This is a genomic window from Agrobacterium deltaense RV3 (assembly GCF_900013505.1).
GTDB lineage: Bacteria > Pseudomonadota > Alphaproteobacteria > Rhizobiales > Rhizobiaceae > Agrobacterium > Agrobacterium leguminum.
Map to the genome: position 1 here is coordinate 701,766 of NZ_LT009745.1, position 15,678 is coordinate 717,443.

The following is a 15,678-nucleotide window of genomic DNA, read 5'->3' on the forward strand; positions in this document are numbered from 1 at the left end:
ATTTGTCTTAGTGGAAAATCCGGGCAAGGCAAAAGCCTTTCTTTCGCTACCGTGGGATAAGTGCAGGGCACGGCGCCCTGACTGGAGACCCGCATGTCCGCGCCCTCATTTCTGGCGTGGCACGGGGAAGAGGGCAACGGGGCGATTCGCGCCGGCCGGAGACGTTTTTCGAAATGACGAAAATGTAAAAGCGCCGTCGTTTTCCACGTTAATCCGGAGTTTTCCAATATTGCCGGGAAATGCGGTGTAAAAATCACTAACGGCTTGAACACGATCCCAAATCCGTTCATCAATTGGGCCGAAAATGTCATGGTTGCGGGCAATTTCCGCCACATTCGAAAGGCAATTCTTCATGCATGTAAGGTTTTCACGCAAATCCACGAAAGCTAGATCGATGCGTATGATGATTGCCGCCCTTCTGGCCACCGCCAACCTCCTGATGCCCATCAACGGCTACGCCCAGAGCGTCGACGTGGAAGGCACGATCAGCAAGATCGATGCCAATGGGCTGAGCATTACGCTCAACGACGGCAAGACCTATCGCGTGCCGGAAGAGTTCAATTTCGAAGGTCTGAAAGCGGGCGTGAAGGTCGTGGTTTTCTACACGGAAGTGGATGGGAAACGCGTGGTCGACGATCTTCAGGTCGTGCAGTAAGCACCAGCCCCTCACGCCAAAACCTCCGTTGTGAAACGAGCGGATGCCTCTTGTTTCTTCCCCGTCGGGGAGAAGTCCGCGGCAGCGGGATGAGGGGGCAAGGGTGCGGTCTATAGCTATAGTTGCCCCCTCATCCGACCCTTCGGGCCACCTTCTCCCCGACGGGGAGAAGAAATACGCGGCGGCCTTTGCGCCAAATATACGGGCTGCTCGAGTAGGACGATGCAGAGGGTTATGCCCCGTGATCTCTCACCAAATCCACTCCGCACTATTCCTGTCGATCTCGACCTTCAAAATCCGGTCCTGCGGAATTTGCGTCCTTGACGCCTCGTCCTTGTCCATGCCGGAGACCAGCCGGAAGATCGAGCGGATGACGCCGCCATGGCAGACGCATATCGTCGGAACCTCGACGGAGGAAAGCCATGCGCCGATGCGCCAGGAGAGGATTTCATAGCTTTCGGCATCCTGGCCGGGGGGAATGAAATCCCATTTGTTGGCCTTGCGCGCCTTCACCCGGTCCGGGAACTCTTTTTTCAGCTCCGGCAGGGTTTGCCCTTCCCAGTCGCCGAAGGAAACTTCGATCAGGCGATCGTCGGTACGATAGGCCTTGGGATCGAGGCCCATCGCGCCGCGCATCAGTTCCATGGTCTCGCGCGTGCGCCCGAGCGGGCTCGCCACATAGTCGAAATCCGTGGCCTGTTCTCCCAGCAGCTGCGCAAGCAGTTTGCCGTTACCGACCGCCTGCTGGCGGCCGAAATCGTTGAGCGGAATGTCTTTCTGGCCCTGAAGCCGGCGTATCGCATTCCAGTCCGTTTGTCCGTGCCGGATCACATAGACGAGCAAGGCGATACCCCGTTCTTCACACTTTTCAGGCTTAGTCCTTCACCACCGAAATGTCAGGCGCATCCACCGCCTTCATGCCGATGGTGTGGTAACCGGAATCGACATGGTGGATTTCGCCGGTCACGCCGGTCGAAAGGTCGGACAGCAGGTAAAGCGCCGACTTGCCGACTTCCTCGATGGAAACGGTGCGCTTCAGCGGCGCATTATATTCGTTCCACTTCAGAATATAGCGGAAGTCGCCGATGCCGGAAGCTGCAAGCGTCTTGATCGGCCCGGCGGAAACGGCGTTGACGCGGATGCCGCGATTGCCGAGGTCGACGGCGAGATAACGCACGCTGGCCTCGAGAGCAGCCTTGGCCACGCCCATGACGTTGTAGTTCGGCATGACCTTTTCCGCGCCGTAATAGGTCAGCGTGATGATCGAGCCGCCGTCGTTCATGACCGGCTCGGCGCGCTTGGCGACGGCGGCCAGCGAGAAGACGGAAATGTCCATGGTGCGGTTGAAATTGTCGCGGCTGGTATCGAGGTAACGGCCGGTCAGCTCATCCTTGTCGGAAAAGGCGATGGCGTGCACGACGAAGTCGATCTTGCCCCAGTGCTTTTCCAGCCCGGCAAAAACCGCATCGATCGTCTCGAGATCGGTCACATCGCAGTGACCGGCCATGAAGGCGCCCAGTTCCTGCGCCAGCGGCTCGACACGCTTCTTCAGCGCGTCGCCCTGCCAGGTCAGCGCAACTTCCGCGCCCGCGTCGGCACAGGCCTTGGCGATGCCCCAAGCGATGGAACGATTATTGGCGACACCCATGATGAGGCCGCGTTTGCCAGCCATGAGGCCGGATGCCTGAGCCATTTTATGCTCCCTAGTACTTTTGATCGGTCCTGCCTATGGCATAGGCTGCAATCCTGTTCAAGATTGCCAAAGATCATCAACTGTTAGGGAGCGTAACAAAGGGTGCGTTGTCCCGGCTATTCGCAAAACTTTCACAAATAAAGGCCTTCGCGCATGTGCCGCATCAGGTCGGTCACCTTTTCATCCGGCTTTTCCAAGAGAACGATGCGCAATTCGATGACGAGATCGCCCTGTCCGCCCTTGCCGTCGGCGAGCCCCTTGCCGGTAAGCCTCAGCACACGGTCCGAGCCGGACCAGGCCGGAATGGTGATGTTTTCCTCACCGAGCGGAGTCCTGACTTTCGTTTCACACCCCAGAACCGCGTCGCTGAGCGATATCGGCACCGTCGTGTGAATATCGAAGCCACGAAGGGAAAACGCGTCGTCACGGGCGGTCAGCAATGTCACGGCAAGATCGCCGCGCGCCATGTTGGGTAGCTTCAGCCCCTGTCCCTTCAGCCGGACCACGTGTCCGTCGCTCATGCCGGCTTCGAGCTGGAAACGAACCTCGCGTTCGTCGGCAAGCGACACGGTAATCCACTTGTGTTCCAGCAGATCGGCGACCGTGACGGTGGCCTCCGCGGTGATGTCCGGCGCTTTTTCAGGAGCCGGCTGCGGCGTGCGGAAACGGCGCACCAGAGCGCTGAAAAGATTGGCGGCGAGCGATGCGGGCGCTGTCCTGTCATCGGCGGCGCCGGGCTGCGCGGTCTCGCCGGCACCCGGCATATCGCTTTTTGCGGGGCCTGCAGCAGCCTTTGCCGCTTCCGCCGCCTGCTGCACCTTGGGATCGTTTTGTGCTTCCGCGCCAAAAATCCGTTCGACGATATCTTCGGCGGTTTCCGCCTTGGCGTCGGTTTTCTGGCCGGTCTGCGCCCGGTTGCGGGCGTCCGCACGGGCCAGTTCCTCCATCAGCTTTTCGGCGGCCTTGGCGCGCTCGGCAGCCTCGCGCGCGGCTTCCCGCTGCTGCATGATGGTTTCGCCGCGCTGCTTCTTTTCGGCTGCCCTGCGGGCCTGATCGTAGAGATCGCGCTTTTTCGGGTCTTTGAGAAGATCATAGGCCTGCCCGATCTCGGCGAATCGCGCCGAGGCGTCGGGATCGTCGCGATTGGCGTCCGGATGGACGGTTTTCGCCTTCGTGCGCCAGGCGGCCTTGATTTCCTCGTGGCGGGCGTCACGTTTTACGCCGAGGATAGAATATGGATCGCGCATGCGAAACACCAGTTACGTTGGCTCAGGTGCTGCCGCCCTTCATGGCGCAATCCTGAAACTAACCCCTCCGAAAAGGGATGCCCGCGATCATTCGCCTGCACGCCCTCGGCTTAATCAACGTCGACTGTTGCAATAAGTTGCTAATCACTCCTTTACGGAGGAAGCGCGCCGCACCCGGGCCGGCTCTATTCCATATTTAAGGGTAAACAGATTATTTCTGCTCGAAGCGGGTCAGCAGCCATTCGCCGGTTTCCGACAGGCAGGCCTGTCCCGCATAGCTCGCAACGCCCTCGAAGGAGTGTCGCGTCGTCCTGAAATCGCGGCAGACGAAGCCGCTGGATTTGTCTTCGTGAATGGCGGTGACGACGCCGGCGCTGCCGGTGGCGGCATTGGCCCAGGGCAGCGGCTGGTCGGCGAGCTTGGCGAGATCGGCCGACGTCACCGCATTGCGGATCGTCGCATCGTCCGTCTGCGGCGCATTGTTCGGCTGGTTGGGAATGGAGGCCGTGGAAAGCGAGCGGTCGACCTTGTCGCCGCCGAACAGGTCGAGGCTGACGCAGCCGCTCAGCACCACAAGCATTGACACGACGGCGGAAACTTCCGCTACCGACGAAAGGAGGCTCTTTGTTCGACTGTTCGACTTTGCTATGACGGTCACCATCTTTCACCAGAGATCATCTCTGGGGTCCAAATCAGCTCGGGAGCATTTTAGTCAATATGTCGGAAACGGGGTTAACATCCAGTGACTTCACGGAAGAAAATGAACCGTTCACGCTTTTTGCCGAATGGCTGAAGGATGCGACGGCTTCCGAAATCAACGATCCCAACGCGGTAGCCCTTGCCACCGTGGACGAAAATGGCCTGCCGAATGTGCGCATGGTGCTGCTGAAAGGCGTCGACGACCGCGGCTTTGTTTTCTACACGAATTTCGAAAGCCAGAAGGGCCAGGAGATCCTCGGCCAGAAAAAAGCGGCCATGTGTTTCCACTGGAAAAGCCTGCGGCGACAGGTGCGCCTGCGCGGTGAGGTGGAGATCGTGAGCGACGAGGAGGCGGATGCCTATTACGCCTCGCGCCCGCGCGGCAGCCGCATCGGCGCCTGGGCTTCCAAGCAGTCTCGGCCGCTGGAAGGTCGTTTCGCGCTGGAAAAGGCCGTGGCGGAATATACCGCCAGATATGCCATCGGCGATATTCCGCGTCCGTCCTACTGGTCCGGCTTCCGCATCCGCCCCGTCAGCATCGAATTCTGGCACGACCGCAAGTTCCGCCTGCATGATCGCATAGAATTCCGCCGCGAGACGCCTGACGGTGCATGGTCCAAGGTCCGCATGTATCCCTAAGGGCGGTCAGGGCAGGCCATTTACGGCCTGCCTATTTCAGCAGCGAATCGAACAGCGGCAGGCCGATGACGGCGGATATGGCGATCAGCCCATAGCAGATGCGCCGGAACGCCGCTTCGTCGGCAAGCCCGTGCAGTCGCGCGCCGGCATAAAGTCCGGCCCCGTAAAAGGGCAGGGCGAGCAGGAAAAAGACGAAGACATCGGCGGTGAACAGGCCGCTGACGAAATAGCTGCCGGTGGAGATCACGGTCGAAATCGCGAAATATAAGATGACATTGGCGCGCACGAAGGCGCCTTTGAGCGCGCCGCCGAGCCAGTAGGCGACGACCGGCGGACCGCCCAGTTGCGCAGCACCCGAAAACAGCCCGGCCAGAAACCCGGTGAAGAGGGTCAGCGGCGTCTTCGGCCGGCCGCTGTAACGCCAGCCGGAAAGCAGAAACAACAGTAGCATCACGACGACGGCGGAGATGATCCAGCGCAGCGTCAGCGGATCGCCGTTGGAAAGCAGCATGGTTCCAAGCGGCACGCCGACAAAGGCGCCGGCCGCCATGATGAAGACTTCGCGCCGGTCCGCCATGCGCCATGCGGGCGGTATCATGCCGAGCGTCAGCACGGCGTCCACCACCAGCAGCACTGCCGAGGCGACACGCGGCCCGACGATGGCGCTTGCGAGCGGGATGAAGATGAGCGCCGCACCGAAACCGGAAAAGCCGCGGGCAAGGCCGGCGAGAAAGGCGGCGCCCGCAAACATGGCGATCAGCGTCGGACTATGTGCGGTGATGAGGGACGAGAAAAAATCGAGGTTGGACATGGGCGATGGCACCATTGTTCGAATAGCTTTTCTCTATCCCGCTTGCATGTACATGTCGCGGAAATTTCAGTTCATGGCGGCGTGACGCCCTGACGGGTCGACGCCGTCAGAGAATCATGATTAGAGTTGTAGCGCATGAACAAAGGATGAACAAATGTTTGCTGATATGATGCCTCGGTTTGAAGAGGCCTCGCAAAAATATGCCGCTGAAAACGGAATATTCCGCGACCCGGACTGGTACATGCTGAAGCTTCAGGAAGAGGTTGGCGAGGTCACACAGGCCTGGAATCGGCTGACAGGACGGGGGCGCATTAAGGGCAGGAGCAAAGAGGAGATGAAGCGGGATCTGGCCGATGAAGCCGCCGATCTGCTCGGCCATGTGCTGTTGCTGGCCCATTATAACGGTCTCGATATTGAAGGAGCGATCGAGCGTAAGTGGCGCTTTACGCCGTCAAAACCCTGAAGGCTCCAGCTTTTCCAACATGGCCGCCACCGCATGCAGGTCGTTTGCAACGGCAATGCACTTCTCCCGCATTTCCTCTGTCGGCGGCGCCACGTCCGGCACCATGATCGTCATCATGCCCGCCGATGTCGCGGAGCGCACGCCTGAGTACGAATCCTCCAGCGCAAGGCAGCGGCCCGGATCGAGCGAAAGCCGTCGGGCTGCGGTGAGATAGGGCATGGGTGCGGGTTTCGGCTCGGTATAGTCGCCGCGTGCGACGATGGTGTCGAAACGTTTGAGAAGATCGTGAGGCCCGAGATGGCGCGTCACCGAATCGTGCCGCGATGAGGTGGCGATGGCGCGGCGGATATTGAGCCGGTCGAGCAGATCGAGAATGTCGATGACGCCCGGCTTCAGCGCCACGCCCTCCGCCATCATCATGCCAAGATGCCGGAGCCAGGCGTCGCGGAAGCTGTCGATGGGAAAATCCGCACCATAATCGGCAAAGATGGTGCCGGTGATGACGTCCCACGGGCTGCCGCAGACCTTCTGATAGGTCTCGACCTTCATGCCGTGGCCGCCTTCATCCGAGGCAGCCAGAAATGAATCGCGATAGAGCCTCTCGCTCTCGATCAGCAATCCGTCCATGTCGAAAACCACGGCCTGCGGAAGAAAAGGCAGCATGGCTTAACCGAACCGGAAGGGGCGTTCGCCGAGGCTCTCGAACGGGCGGATCAGATAACCGTCCGGATCGGCGACGATGAATTGCCGGTTGCCCACTTCGACCGTGCCGCGCCTGTACCATTTTTCCTCCAGCGGCATGACGAGGTCGATGGAGGATCGCTCCAGCCGGGAGAGAATGGGTTGCAGGGAAGGGACGGCAAGTTGCAGGTTCATGCCGCGGCCGAGCGGAAATTCGAGCGCGGCATTGTCCGTCACGAATGTCCGGGTCGCGCCGATCTGGTCGATCATCAGCTGGGCATCCCCCAGCGCCAGATAGGTGAAACCCTCCTCGGGGCGCTCATAGACCACATGAAAACCGATCAGGTCGCAATAAAAGGCGCGGCTTTTCTGCCAGTCGCTGACGGCAAGTTCAGGAACGAGGGCATTTCGTATGATGGTCATGGTCTCCTTTGCCGCGCAGGCCCGGGGTGGGAGGAGGGGCCTGCCATGAGGGATGATCTTACCGTCTTACCGGCCGCATGCCAGAGGGAACCTCATCATGGCAGCCATGTGTGGGGTTAGGGGCTGACGGGATGGCGACGCTGCGGGTGAGGACTGTCGCGGCAGTTTCGACATTTCCCGCGGCCGCGCATGCGCCGCGGAACTAAGCCTTCGTACCGCCGACGGTGATCTGGTCCATGCGCAGATGCGGCTGGCCGACGCCGACCGGCACCCATTGTCCGGCCTTGCCGCAATTGCCGATGCCGGTATCGAGCTTGGAATCGTTGCCGATCATCGAGACGCGCTTCATCGCATCCGGCCCGTTGCCGATCAGCATCGCGCCCTTTACCGGCGCGCCGATCCTGCCGTTCTCGATGAGGTAGGCCTCGGTGCAGCCGAACACGAATTTGCCGGAGGTGATATCCACCTGGCCGCCGCCGAAGGAAACGGCATAGATGCCCTTCTTCACGGAAGCGATGATCTCTTCCGGCGTCTTGTCGCCTGATAGCATGTAGGTATTGGTCATGCGCGGCATCGGCACATAGGCGTAGCCCTGCCGGCGGCCGTTGCCGGTGGGCCTGGCGCCCATCAGCCGGGCGTTCTGCCGGTCCTGCATGTAACCGACCAGCCTGCCGTTCTCGATCAGCACATTATAGCCGGAAGGCGTCCCTTCATCGTCGATCGTCAGCGAGCCGCGGCGGCTGTCGATGGTGCCGTCATCCACGACGGTCACGCCGGGGGCGGCAACCATTTCGCCCATCAGGCCGGCGAAGGCCGAGGTTTTCTTGCGGTTGAAATCGCCTTCCAGACCGTGGCCCACCGCCTCGTGCAGCATGACGCCCGGCCAGCCGGAACCGAGCACCACATCCATGGTGCCGGCCGGCGCATCGATGGCGGTGAGGTTGACGAGCGCCTGGCGCAGCGCTTCATCCGCACCGCGCTGCCAGTTTTCCGTGGTGATGAAATCGCTGAAACCGACGCGGCCGCCAATGCCGTAGGAGCCGCTTTCCTGCCGGTCGCCTTCGCCGGCCACGACGGAAACATTGATGCGGGTCATCGGCCGGATATCGCTGACGCGATGGCCGTCGGCCCGCAGGATGTCCACCACCTGCCAGCTTGCCGAAATGGTCGCCGTCACCTGCCGGACCTTGTCGTCCTTGTCACGCAGATAGGCATCGATATCGGTGAGGAGCTTCACCTTTTCCTCGAAGCTCGGGCTGCCGATGGGGTTCTCGTCGCCATAAAGCTTCTTGTTGGTGCGCTGCGGTGCGGCGGCATAAGAGCCGGAATAACCCTTGGTCACCGCGCCCACTGCATCGGAAGCACGTTTCAGCGCACTTTGCGACAGCTCGCCCGCATGGGCATAGCCAACCGTCTCGCCTGCGACGGCGCGCAGGCCGAAACCCTGATCGGTGTTGAAAGAACCGCCCTTCAGCCGGCCATTATCGAAAGTAAGCGATTCGGCCTGGGCATGTTCGATGAAAAGCTCGCCATCGTCAGCGCCGGCAAGCGCCTCGCCGACGAGCTTGCGCAATTGCGTTTCGTCGCAATCGAAGAGTTTTACAAGATCGTCGGTCATGGGAGGCTCCAGTCATTATCGTTCAATGACCGATTTAGGCACTGGAGCGGACGGACGCAAGGCTGTCCGGCAATGGCAGGCTTTAAGGAAGCGCGTCATATCCCTCGGCAAAGCCGGAAAGCTCGATCGGAATACCCACGCGATCCTGATCCACGGCTTCGCGCAGTGCGAAAACGGCATTCTTGCCAGCGCGCAGAACCTTCAGCAACTCGTCGTCGATATCCACTTCCACATAGCAGCCTTCGGAGAAGCAGCGGGTGAAATAGGCGCGGCCGATATTATTATTGTCGATATAAAGCTCCATGCCATCCTTCAAAAGCACGCCAAGCGGTGCGAGGATGCGCAGGATGCGCGACTTGCGGTCGGCCGTCTTCAGCACCACCACCGAAAGCCCAACTTCCGGGCGGTCATCGGCGATCACGTTCTGCATCAGCGCGCATTGTTCTTCGGACGCGCCCGCCGGCTTGTCGCAGATGACAGACCATGCTCCATGCGTCGACTTCGGCGTGCCGGGCGGCTGCTGTTGCGCCAGCGCCGCAGCGGCGGGAGCGATGATGGCAAGACCGGCGGCGGCAAGAAAAGTGCGCGCGAGCGGGGAAAGACGCATGGATACCTCTGGGATTCGAATCAGTGCGGCTATTTTGACGCCATAATCCGGAAAAAAAAGCCTCAGGCCTTCAATTCCAGCGGAGTTGGGCGGAAATAGGACCTGTCTTGCGGTATGGGCGTCTGATTTGCCCGGCGTGACATTCATTATCCGGCGATGAAACTGGCGGCAAAACCGGCTGTGAGAAGGGGCTTTGTCGCATTTGGGCTGTTTGGAACCGCGTTCGGCCGGTCCGGCGAGACATGAGGTGAGAGAAAGTCGCCGTGGATTGACCAATGGCAAAATTGGGGCGCATCCGTGTCCCGACGCATATTGCGGCAGAGGACAAACTGTGGTTTGAAGTTAGTACCATAAGCATGGATTCTGCGTCTGTGATTGATCTAGATCAGACGCGTGAGGGAGAGGGTACCGTGACGAATAGGATTTACGCAGCACTGGCGGGGATGACCTGTCTGCTCACGGCTGTCGGCGCCCACGCCGATCAGCCGGTGCATTGGCAAATGGGCATGCAGGAGGCCGCCACGCCGATCATGCACGAAATACGCTGGTTTGAACAATATACGCTCTGGTTCATTGTTCCGGTTACGCTTTTCGTTCTTGCGCTGCTCATCGTCGTCGCCCTGAAATTCCGCGCCGCGAAAAATCCGGTGGCTTCCAAGACCAGCCATAACACGGCGATCGAGGTGGTCTGGACGCTGGCGCCGGTTCTCATTCTTCTGTTCCTTGCTTTCCCGTCGTTCAATCTCTTGAACGCGCAGCTCACGCAGCCGGAAAACCCCGACGTGACGCTGAAGGCGACCGCCACGCAATGGCTGTGGAGCTATGAATATACGGCCGCCGAAGGCGCCGAGCCGGTTTCCTTCGACAGCTACATGCTGAAGGACCAGGATCGCGCCGCCGCAGGCAAGGAAGACAGGGCCCGCTATCCGCGTCTTCTGGCGGTAGACAATGAAATGGTCGTTCCGGTCGGCAAGACCGTTCGCCTGCTCGTCACCGCCGCGCCGACGGATGTGATCCATTCCTTCGCCATGCCGGCTTTCGGCGTCAAGATCGACGCCGTTCCCGGCCGCCTGAACGAAACCTGGTTCAAGGCGGAAAAAGAGGGCCTTTATTACGGTCAGTGTTCCGAGCTTTGCGGCAAGGACCATGCCTTCATGCCAATCGCCATTCGGGTGGTTTCCGAACAGCAGTACAACACCTGGCTCACCGCCGCCGCTTCTGACCTGAGCGGCGCGAACCGGGCGCTGATGGCCTCTGTCGATGGCGCTCCGCGCACCGTCGACGTTGCCGCCAACGAAACCAACTGACTCTGGAGTGAGGACAATGGCTGGACCTTCCGCACACGACGATCATCACTCGCATGGTCATTCCGCACATGACGATCATTCGCATGATGCGCATCATTCCCATACGCCGGGCTTCTTCGCCCGCTGGTTCCTGTCGACCAACCACAAGGACATCGGCACTCTCTATCTGATCTTCGCGATCATCGCCGGCATCGTCGGCGGCGGGCTTTCCGTCGTCATGCGCATGGAGCTGCAGGAGCCGGGCATCCAGATTTTCCACGGTCTGGCGTCCATGGTTTACGGCTTCGAGGGTGACGCCGCCATCGATGGCGGCAAGCACATGTTCAACGTGTTCACCACCGCGCACGCGCTGATCATGATCTTCTTCATGGTCATGCCGGCGCTGATCGGCGGTTTCGCCAACTGGATGATCCCGATCATGATCGGCGCTCCGGACATGGCTTTCCCGCGCCTGAACAACATTTCCTTCTGGCTGATCGTTCCGGCTTTCATCCTTCTCATTCTCTCGCTCTTCGTCGAGGGCCCTGCGGGCGCCTACGGTGTCGGTGGCGGCTGGACCATGTATCCGCCTCTATCGACCAGCGGCATGCCGGGACCGGCGGTGGATCTGGCGATCTTCGCGCTGCACGTTTCGGGCGCGTCGTCGATCCTCGGTGCGATCAACTTCATCACCACCATCCTCAACATGCGCGCCCCGGGCATGACGCTGCACAAGATGCCGCTCTTCGCCTGGTCGGTCCTCGTCACCGCGTTCCTGCTGCTGCTTTCGCTGCCGGTTCTGGCAGGCGGCATCACCATGCTTCTGACCGACCGCAACTTCGGCACGGCATTCTTCTCGCCGGAAGGCGGCGGTGACCCGATCCTTTACCAGCACCTGTTCTGGTTCTTCGGCCATCCGGAAGTCTACATCCTGATCCTGCCGGGCTTCGGCATCATCAGCCACATCGTCTCCACCTTCTCCAAGAAGCCGGTCTTCGGTTACCTCGGCATGGCTTATGCCATGGTTGCCATCGGCGCCGTCGGCTTCATCGTCTGGGCCCACCACATGTACACGGTCGGCCTGTCGCTCGAAGCGCAGCGTTATTTCGTCTTCGCCACCATGGTCATAGCGGTGCCGACGGGTATCAAGATCTTCTCGTGGATCGCGACCATGTGGGGCGGTTCGCTGACCTTCTCGACCCCGATGGTCTGGGCGATCGGCTTCATCTTCCTGTTCACGGTCGGCGGCGTCACCGGCGTCCAGCTCGCCAATGCCGGTCTCGACCGTTCGCTGCACGATACCTATTACGTGGTGGCGCACTTCCACTACGTTCTGTCGCTCGGCGCGGTCTTCGCGATCTTTGCCGGCTGGTATTACTGGTTCCCGAAGATCACCGGCTACATGTACAGCGAGTTCCTCGGCAAGCTGCATTTCTGGGTCATGTTCGTGGGCGTGAACCTCGTGTTCTTCCCGCAGCACTTCCTCGGTCTTGCGGGCATGCCACGCCGCTACATCGATTATCCCGATGCCTATGCCGGCTGGAACATGGTATCCTCCTACGGTTCCTACATCTCGGCCGTCGGCGTGCTGATCTTCCTCTTCTGCGTCTGGGAAGCCTTCGCAAAGAAGCGGATCGCCGGCAACAACCCCTGGGGTGAAGGTGCGACGACGCTCGAATGGCAGCTGTCTTCGCCGCCGCCCTACCACCAGTGGGAACAGCTGCCGCGCATTCGCTGATGCGCGGGCCGGAAGGAGCGGGCAGGGCCTGCGAATTCCCGGCGCTGAAAATGAGGGACGGCGCGGTTCGGTCCGTGCCGTTTCCCGAACGGGCAGTTTGTCCTGCCGCGTGACATTTTGTCCAAGCGATGCCTGCCGTCCGACGTGATACATGCCCCGGACGTGATAAATGCCAAATCTGGCCTTTATGAAATGCAAGCGCAGACGAATGGCGGCAGGGTGCGGCGAAAAGCCGGAAAATGGCATCGGTTTTGCCCGGCGCCGCTCATGCCAGGACGTTCGGGACCCATGAATTGACGCATCGCGCATGCCGGAAATCACATTTGTTTTCGGGCCGGTGCAAGGGACGTCGCTTCACGCGGCGTTCGAAGGAAACAGGACAGGAAATGAGCATTATCGACAATCGCGACATGCTGGGCGTGAAGGGCTCCGAACTTTCGGAAGCCGGCGCGCGCGATTATTTCGAATTGCTGAAGCCGCGCGTCATGTCGCTCGTCGTCTTCACGGCTTTTGCGGGTCTCGTGCTGGCGCCGGGTGAAATCAACCCGGTGCTCGGCATCATCGCCATTCTCTGCATCGCCGTTGGCGCGGGCGCATCCGGTGCGCTCAACATGTGGTACGATGCCGATATCGACGCCGTGATGAGCCGCACCGCCCGGCGGCCGATCCCGTCCGGCCGCATCGCGCCGCGCGAGGCGCTGGCCTTCGGGCTGACGCTGTCGGCCTTTTCGGTGGTCATTCTCGGCCTTGCGGTCAACTGGTTCTCCGCCGGCCTGCTCGCCTTCACCATCTTCTTTTACGCCGTCATCTATACGATGTGGCTGAAACGCTCGACACCGCAGAACATCGTCATCGGCGGCGCGGCCGGCGCTTTCCCGCCCATGCTCGGCTGGGCCTGCGTCACCGGCGGCGTTTCGCTGGACAGCATCATCCTGTTCCTCATCATCTTCCTGTGGACACCGGCGCATTTCTGGGCGCTGGCGCTGTTCAAGATGCGCGATTACGGCGCCGTCGGCATTCCCATGATGCCGAACGTGGTCGGCGAACGCTCCACCAAGAACCAGATGATCGTTTATGCGGTGCTGACGGCGGCCGCGGCCGTCGCGCCTTATTTCACCGGCCTTGCGAGCGCCGGTTATGGCATTTTCGCCGCCGTGCTGAGCGCGATCTTCGTTTACTGTTCGCTCGATGTCCGGCGCATGCCTGAGGGCGACGAGAAGATGCTGCCGGCCAAGAAGATGTTCGCCTATTCGGTGCTTTACCTTTTTGCGATTTTCTCCGGCCTTCTGGCCGATCATTTCGCGCCGGCCCTGAAGGCCGTCATGTCGGGAGTCCTGTGATGGAAACGGTGGAACTGAGCGCGGCGCAGAAAAAATCGAGACGTGGGCGCAACATCGCGCTCGGCGTCCTGCTCGCCGGCCTGGTGGTGCTGTTCTACATCATCACCATCATCAAGATCGGCTCGCACTGACGCGCTGATTGAGGGGAGAGGAGGAGGAGATGGCGAATATGGAAGCGCAGACGGCAGGGACCGGCAGGCAGCGGGTGAGCAATCGCTCCATCCTCGTGCTTTGTCTGGTGTTTTTCTGCGCCATGATCGGCATGGCCTATGCCGCCGTACCGCTTTATACGCTGTTCTGCCGTGTCACGGGCTATAACGGCACCACCCAGCGCGTCGAGCAATATTCCGACGTCATCCTCGACAAGACCATCAACGTCACCTTCGACGCCAATACGTCGAACGGCCTCAACTGGGATTTCCAGCCGGTCGACAAAAAGGTCATGCCGAAGATCGGCGAAACGGTGCAGGTGACGTTCAAGGCGACGAACCGCTCACCCGTGGCGACCACGGGTACGGCGGTCTTCAACGTCACACCGATGGAAGCCGGCGCCTATTTCAACAAGGTGGAGTGCTTCTGCTTTACCGAAACGACGCTGCAGCCGGGTGAAACGCTGGAGATGCCGGTGGTGTTCTTCGTCGATCCTGACATCGCCACGGCGCGCGAGACCAAGAGCATTCATACTTTAACGCTGTCCTATACGTTTTATCCGGCCAAAACCGAAAAACCGGTTGCGTCCTTGCCGGTAAAGACTTCATCTGGCGAAAGCAAATTGTGAGAGGAGATCTGGCCTTTTATCGAAGGCCGGATCAGGGAAGAGACATTCGGGGATTGTCGCAATGGCAGATACGCATCAGAAGAACCACGACTACCACATTATCGATCCAAGCCCCTGGCCGCTTCTGGCCTCGATCGGCGCCTTCATCCTGACCTTCGGTGGCGTCTGTTATATGCGTTACCTGTCGGGCGGCTCCTTCAAGCTGTTCGGCGCGGAACTGGCCAATCCCTGGCTGTTCTATATCGGCCTCGTCATCGTGCTTTACACCATGTACGCATGGTGGTCCGACACGATCAAGGAAGCCCATGAGGGCAACCACACCCGCGTTGTCTCGCTTCACCTGCGTTATGGCATGATCATGTTCATCGCCTCGGAGGTGATGTTCTTCGTGGCGTGGTTCTGGGCCTATTTCGATGCCAGCCTCTTCCCGCACGAGGCAATTCAGGCGTCGCGCCTCGAATATACCGGCGGGCAATGGCCGCCCAAGGGCATCGAGGTGATCGATCCCTGGCACCTGCCGCTCTATAACACCGTCATCCTGCTTTTGTCGGGCACCTGCGTCACCTGGGCGCACCATGCCCTGCTGCACAATGACCGCAAGGGCCTGATCACCGGTCTGTTGCTCACCGTCGCGCTCGGCGTCCTGTTCTCCACCGTGCAGGTTTACGAATACATGCACGCGCCGTTCGACTTCAAGAATTCGATCTACGGCGCGACTTTCTTCATGGCCACCGGTTTCCACGGTTTCCACGTCTTCGTCGGCACGGTCTTCCTGCTGGTCTGCCTGTTCCGCGCCGTTGGCGGCGGTTTCACGCCCAAGCAGCATTTCGGTTTCGAGGCGGCTGCCTGGTACTGGCACTTCGTGGACGTCGTCTGGCTGTTCCTGTTCTTCGCCATCTATATCTGGGGTGGCTGGGGCGCGCCGCTGCACGGCTGATTGCGTCGGATAGAGGACTGGGTCCGCAGCAAGGCATCCTGTGGAGCGAGCAGGTGCCACGTG

General features: G+C 60.3%; 19 protein-coding genes. 9 read left to right on the plus strand and 10 right to left on the minus strand.

Annotated elements, in window-relative coordinates; genetic code table 11:
- Positions 1–105 precede the first annotated feature (105 nt).
- A complete protein-coding gene (locus AGR7B_RS25795) occupies positions 106–354 on the minus strand; it encodes a hypothetical protein (RefSeq protein ID WP_162933995.1) in 249 nt (82 codons plus the stop codon).
- A 40-nt stretch (positions 355–394) separates the two neighbouring features.
- On the opposite strand from AGR7B_RS25795, the gene AGR7B_RS03505 reads away from it, so the two are divergent.
- On the plus strand, positions 395–655 hold the full coding sequence (locus AGR7B_RS03505) for a DUF1344 domain-containing protein (RefSeq protein ID WP_003521088.1): 261 nt from the start codon (positions 395–397) through the stop codon (positions 653–655).
- A gap of 249 nt (positions 656–904) precedes the next feature.
- On the opposite strand, the gene AGR7B_RS03510 is transcribed toward AGR7B_RS03505, so the two are convergent.
- The 4 genes from AGR7B_RS03510 to AGR7B_RS03525 all read right to left on the minus strand — a co-directional run bounded on the left by AGR7B_RS03510 (position 905) and on the right by AGR7B_RS03525 (position 4,256).
- Positions 905–1,498 (minus strand): histidine phosphatase family protein, encoded by a 594-nt coding sequence (locus AGR7B_RS03510; RefSeq protein WP_065654316.1) that lies wholly within the window; start codon positions 1,496–1,498, stop codon positions 905–907.
- A gap of 31 nt (positions 1,499–1,529) precedes the next feature.
- A complete protein-coding gene (gene fabI / locus AGR7B_RS03515; protein ID WP_003521090.1) occupies positions 1,530–2,348 on the minus strand; it encodes an enoyl-ACP reductase FabI in 819 nt (272 codons plus the stop codon).
- A 131-nt stretch (positions 2,349–2,479) separates the two neighbouring features.
- On the minus strand, positions 2,480–3,595 hold the full coding sequence (locus AGR7B_RS03520) for a DnaJ C-terminal domain-containing protein (RefSeq protein ID WP_080856973.1): 1,116 nt from the start codon (positions 3,593–3,595) through the stop codon (positions 2,480–2,482).
- Between the two features lie 211 nt (positions 3,596–3,806).
- Entirely contained in the window at positions 3,807–4,256 is a 450-nt protein-coding gene (locus AGR7B_RS03525; protein WP_065654315.1) for an RT0821/Lpp0805 family surface protein, read from the minus strand.
- Between the two features lie 56 nt (positions 4,257–4,312).
- On the opposite strand from AGR7B_RS03525, the gene pdxH reads away from it, so the two are divergent.
- Entirely contained in the window at positions 4,313–4,933 is a 621-nt protein-coding gene (pdxH, locus tag AGR7B_RS03530) for a pyridoxamine 5'-phosphate oxidase (protein ID WP_078051160.1), read from the plus strand.
- Between the two features lie 31 nt (positions 4,934–4,964).
- On the opposite strand, the gene AGR7B_RS03535 is transcribed toward pdxH, so the two are convergent.
- Entirely contained in the window at positions 4,965–5,744 is a 780-nt protein-coding gene (locus AGR7B_RS03535) for a sulfite exporter TauE/SafE family protein (protein WP_162934034.1), read from the minus strand.
- Between the two features lie 154 nt (positions 5,745–5,898).
- Between AGR7B_RS03535 and AGR7B_RS03540 the strand changes: the two genes are divergently transcribed.
- Complete coding sequence (locus tag AGR7B_RS03540; protein ID WP_065654313.1) at positions 5,899–6,207, plus strand: pyrophosphohydrolase domain-containing protein; 309 nt, start codon at positions 5,899–5,901, stop codon at positions 6,205–6,207.
- Here AGR7B_RS03540 and AGR7B_RS03545 read toward each other — a convergent pair.
- The 4 genes from AGR7B_RS03545 to AGR7B_RS03560 all read right to left on the minus strand — a co-directional run bounded on the left by AGR7B_RS03545 (position 6,196) and on the right by AGR7B_RS03560 (position 9,536).
- Entirely contained in the window at positions 6,196–6,870 is a 675-nt protein-coding gene (locus AGR7B_RS03545) for an HAD family hydrolase (protein WP_080856034.1), read from the minus strand. The two genes, AGR7B_RS03540 and AGR7B_RS03545, sit on opposite strands and share 12 nt — an antisense overlap.
- Positions 6,871–6,873: 3 nt before the next feature.
- Complete coding sequence (locus AGR7B_RS03550; protein ID WP_003521098.1) at positions 6,874–7,311, minus strand: bleomycin resistance protein; 438 nt, start codon at positions 7,309–7,311, stop codon at positions 6,874–6,876.
- A gap of 202 nt (positions 7,312–7,513) precedes the next feature.
- Positions 7,514–8,929 carry a metalloprotease TldD gene (gene tldD / locus AGR7B_RS03555; RefSeq protein ID WP_080856035.1) on the minus strand — a complete coding sequence of 472 codons (1,416 nt, stop codon included), beginning with the start codon at positions 8,927–8,929 and terminating at the stop codon, positions 7,514–7,516.
- A gap of 82 nt (positions 8,930–9,011) precedes the next feature.
- Entirely contained in the window at positions 9,012–9,536 is a 525-nt protein-coding gene (locus AGR7B_RS03560; protein ID WP_003521101.1) for an invasion associated locus B family protein, read from the minus strand.
- Between the two features lie 443 nt (positions 9,537–9,979).
- Here AGR7B_RS03560 and coxB point away from each other — a divergent pair, with 443 nt between their 5' ends.
- From coxB to AGR7B_RS03590, 6 genes are all read left to right on the plus strand, one after another.
- A complete protein-coding gene (coxB, locus tag AGR7B_RS03565; RefSeq protein WP_003521102.1) occupies positions 9,980–10,843 on the plus strand; it encodes a cytochrome c oxidase subunit II in 864 nt (287 codons plus the stop codon).
- 16 nt (positions 10,844–10,859) lie between these two features.
- Positions 10,860–12,560 carry a cytochrome c oxidase subunit I gene (gene ctaD / locus AGR7B_RS03570; protein ID WP_003521103.1) on the plus strand — a complete coding sequence of 567 codons (1,701 nt, stop codon included), beginning with the start codon at positions 10,860–10,862 and terminating at the stop codon, positions 12,558–12,560.
- A 386-nt stretch (positions 12,561–12,946) separates the two neighbouring features.
- A complete protein-coding gene (gene cyoE, locus AGR7B_RS03575) occupies positions 12,947–13,900 on the plus strand; it encodes a heme o synthase (protein ID WP_003521104.1) in 954 nt (317 codons plus the stop codon).
- Positions 13,900–14,031 carry a cytochrome c oxidase system small membrane protein gene (locus AGR7B_RS26410; protein ID WP_003521105.1) on the plus strand — a complete coding sequence of 44 codons (132 nt, stop codon included), beginning with the start codon at positions 13,900–13,902 and terminating at the stop codon, positions 14,029–14,031. The genes cyoE and AGR7B_RS26410 overlap by 1 nt, the downstream gene beginning before the upstream one ends.
- Positions 14,032–14,060: 29 nt before the next feature.
- Positions 14,061–14,678, plus strand: a complete 618-nt coding sequence (locus AGR7B_RS03585) for a cytochrome c oxidase assembly protein (RefSeq protein ID WP_065654310.1) — start codon at positions 14,061–14,063, stop codon at positions 14,676–14,678.
- 61 nt (positions 14,679–14,739) lie between these two features.
- Entirely contained in the window at positions 14,740–15,615 is an 876-nt protein-coding gene (locus tag AGR7B_RS03590) for a cytochrome c oxidase subunit 3 (RefSeq protein ID WP_003521107.1), read from the plus strand.
- Positions 15,616–15,678 lie beyond the last annotated feature (63 nt).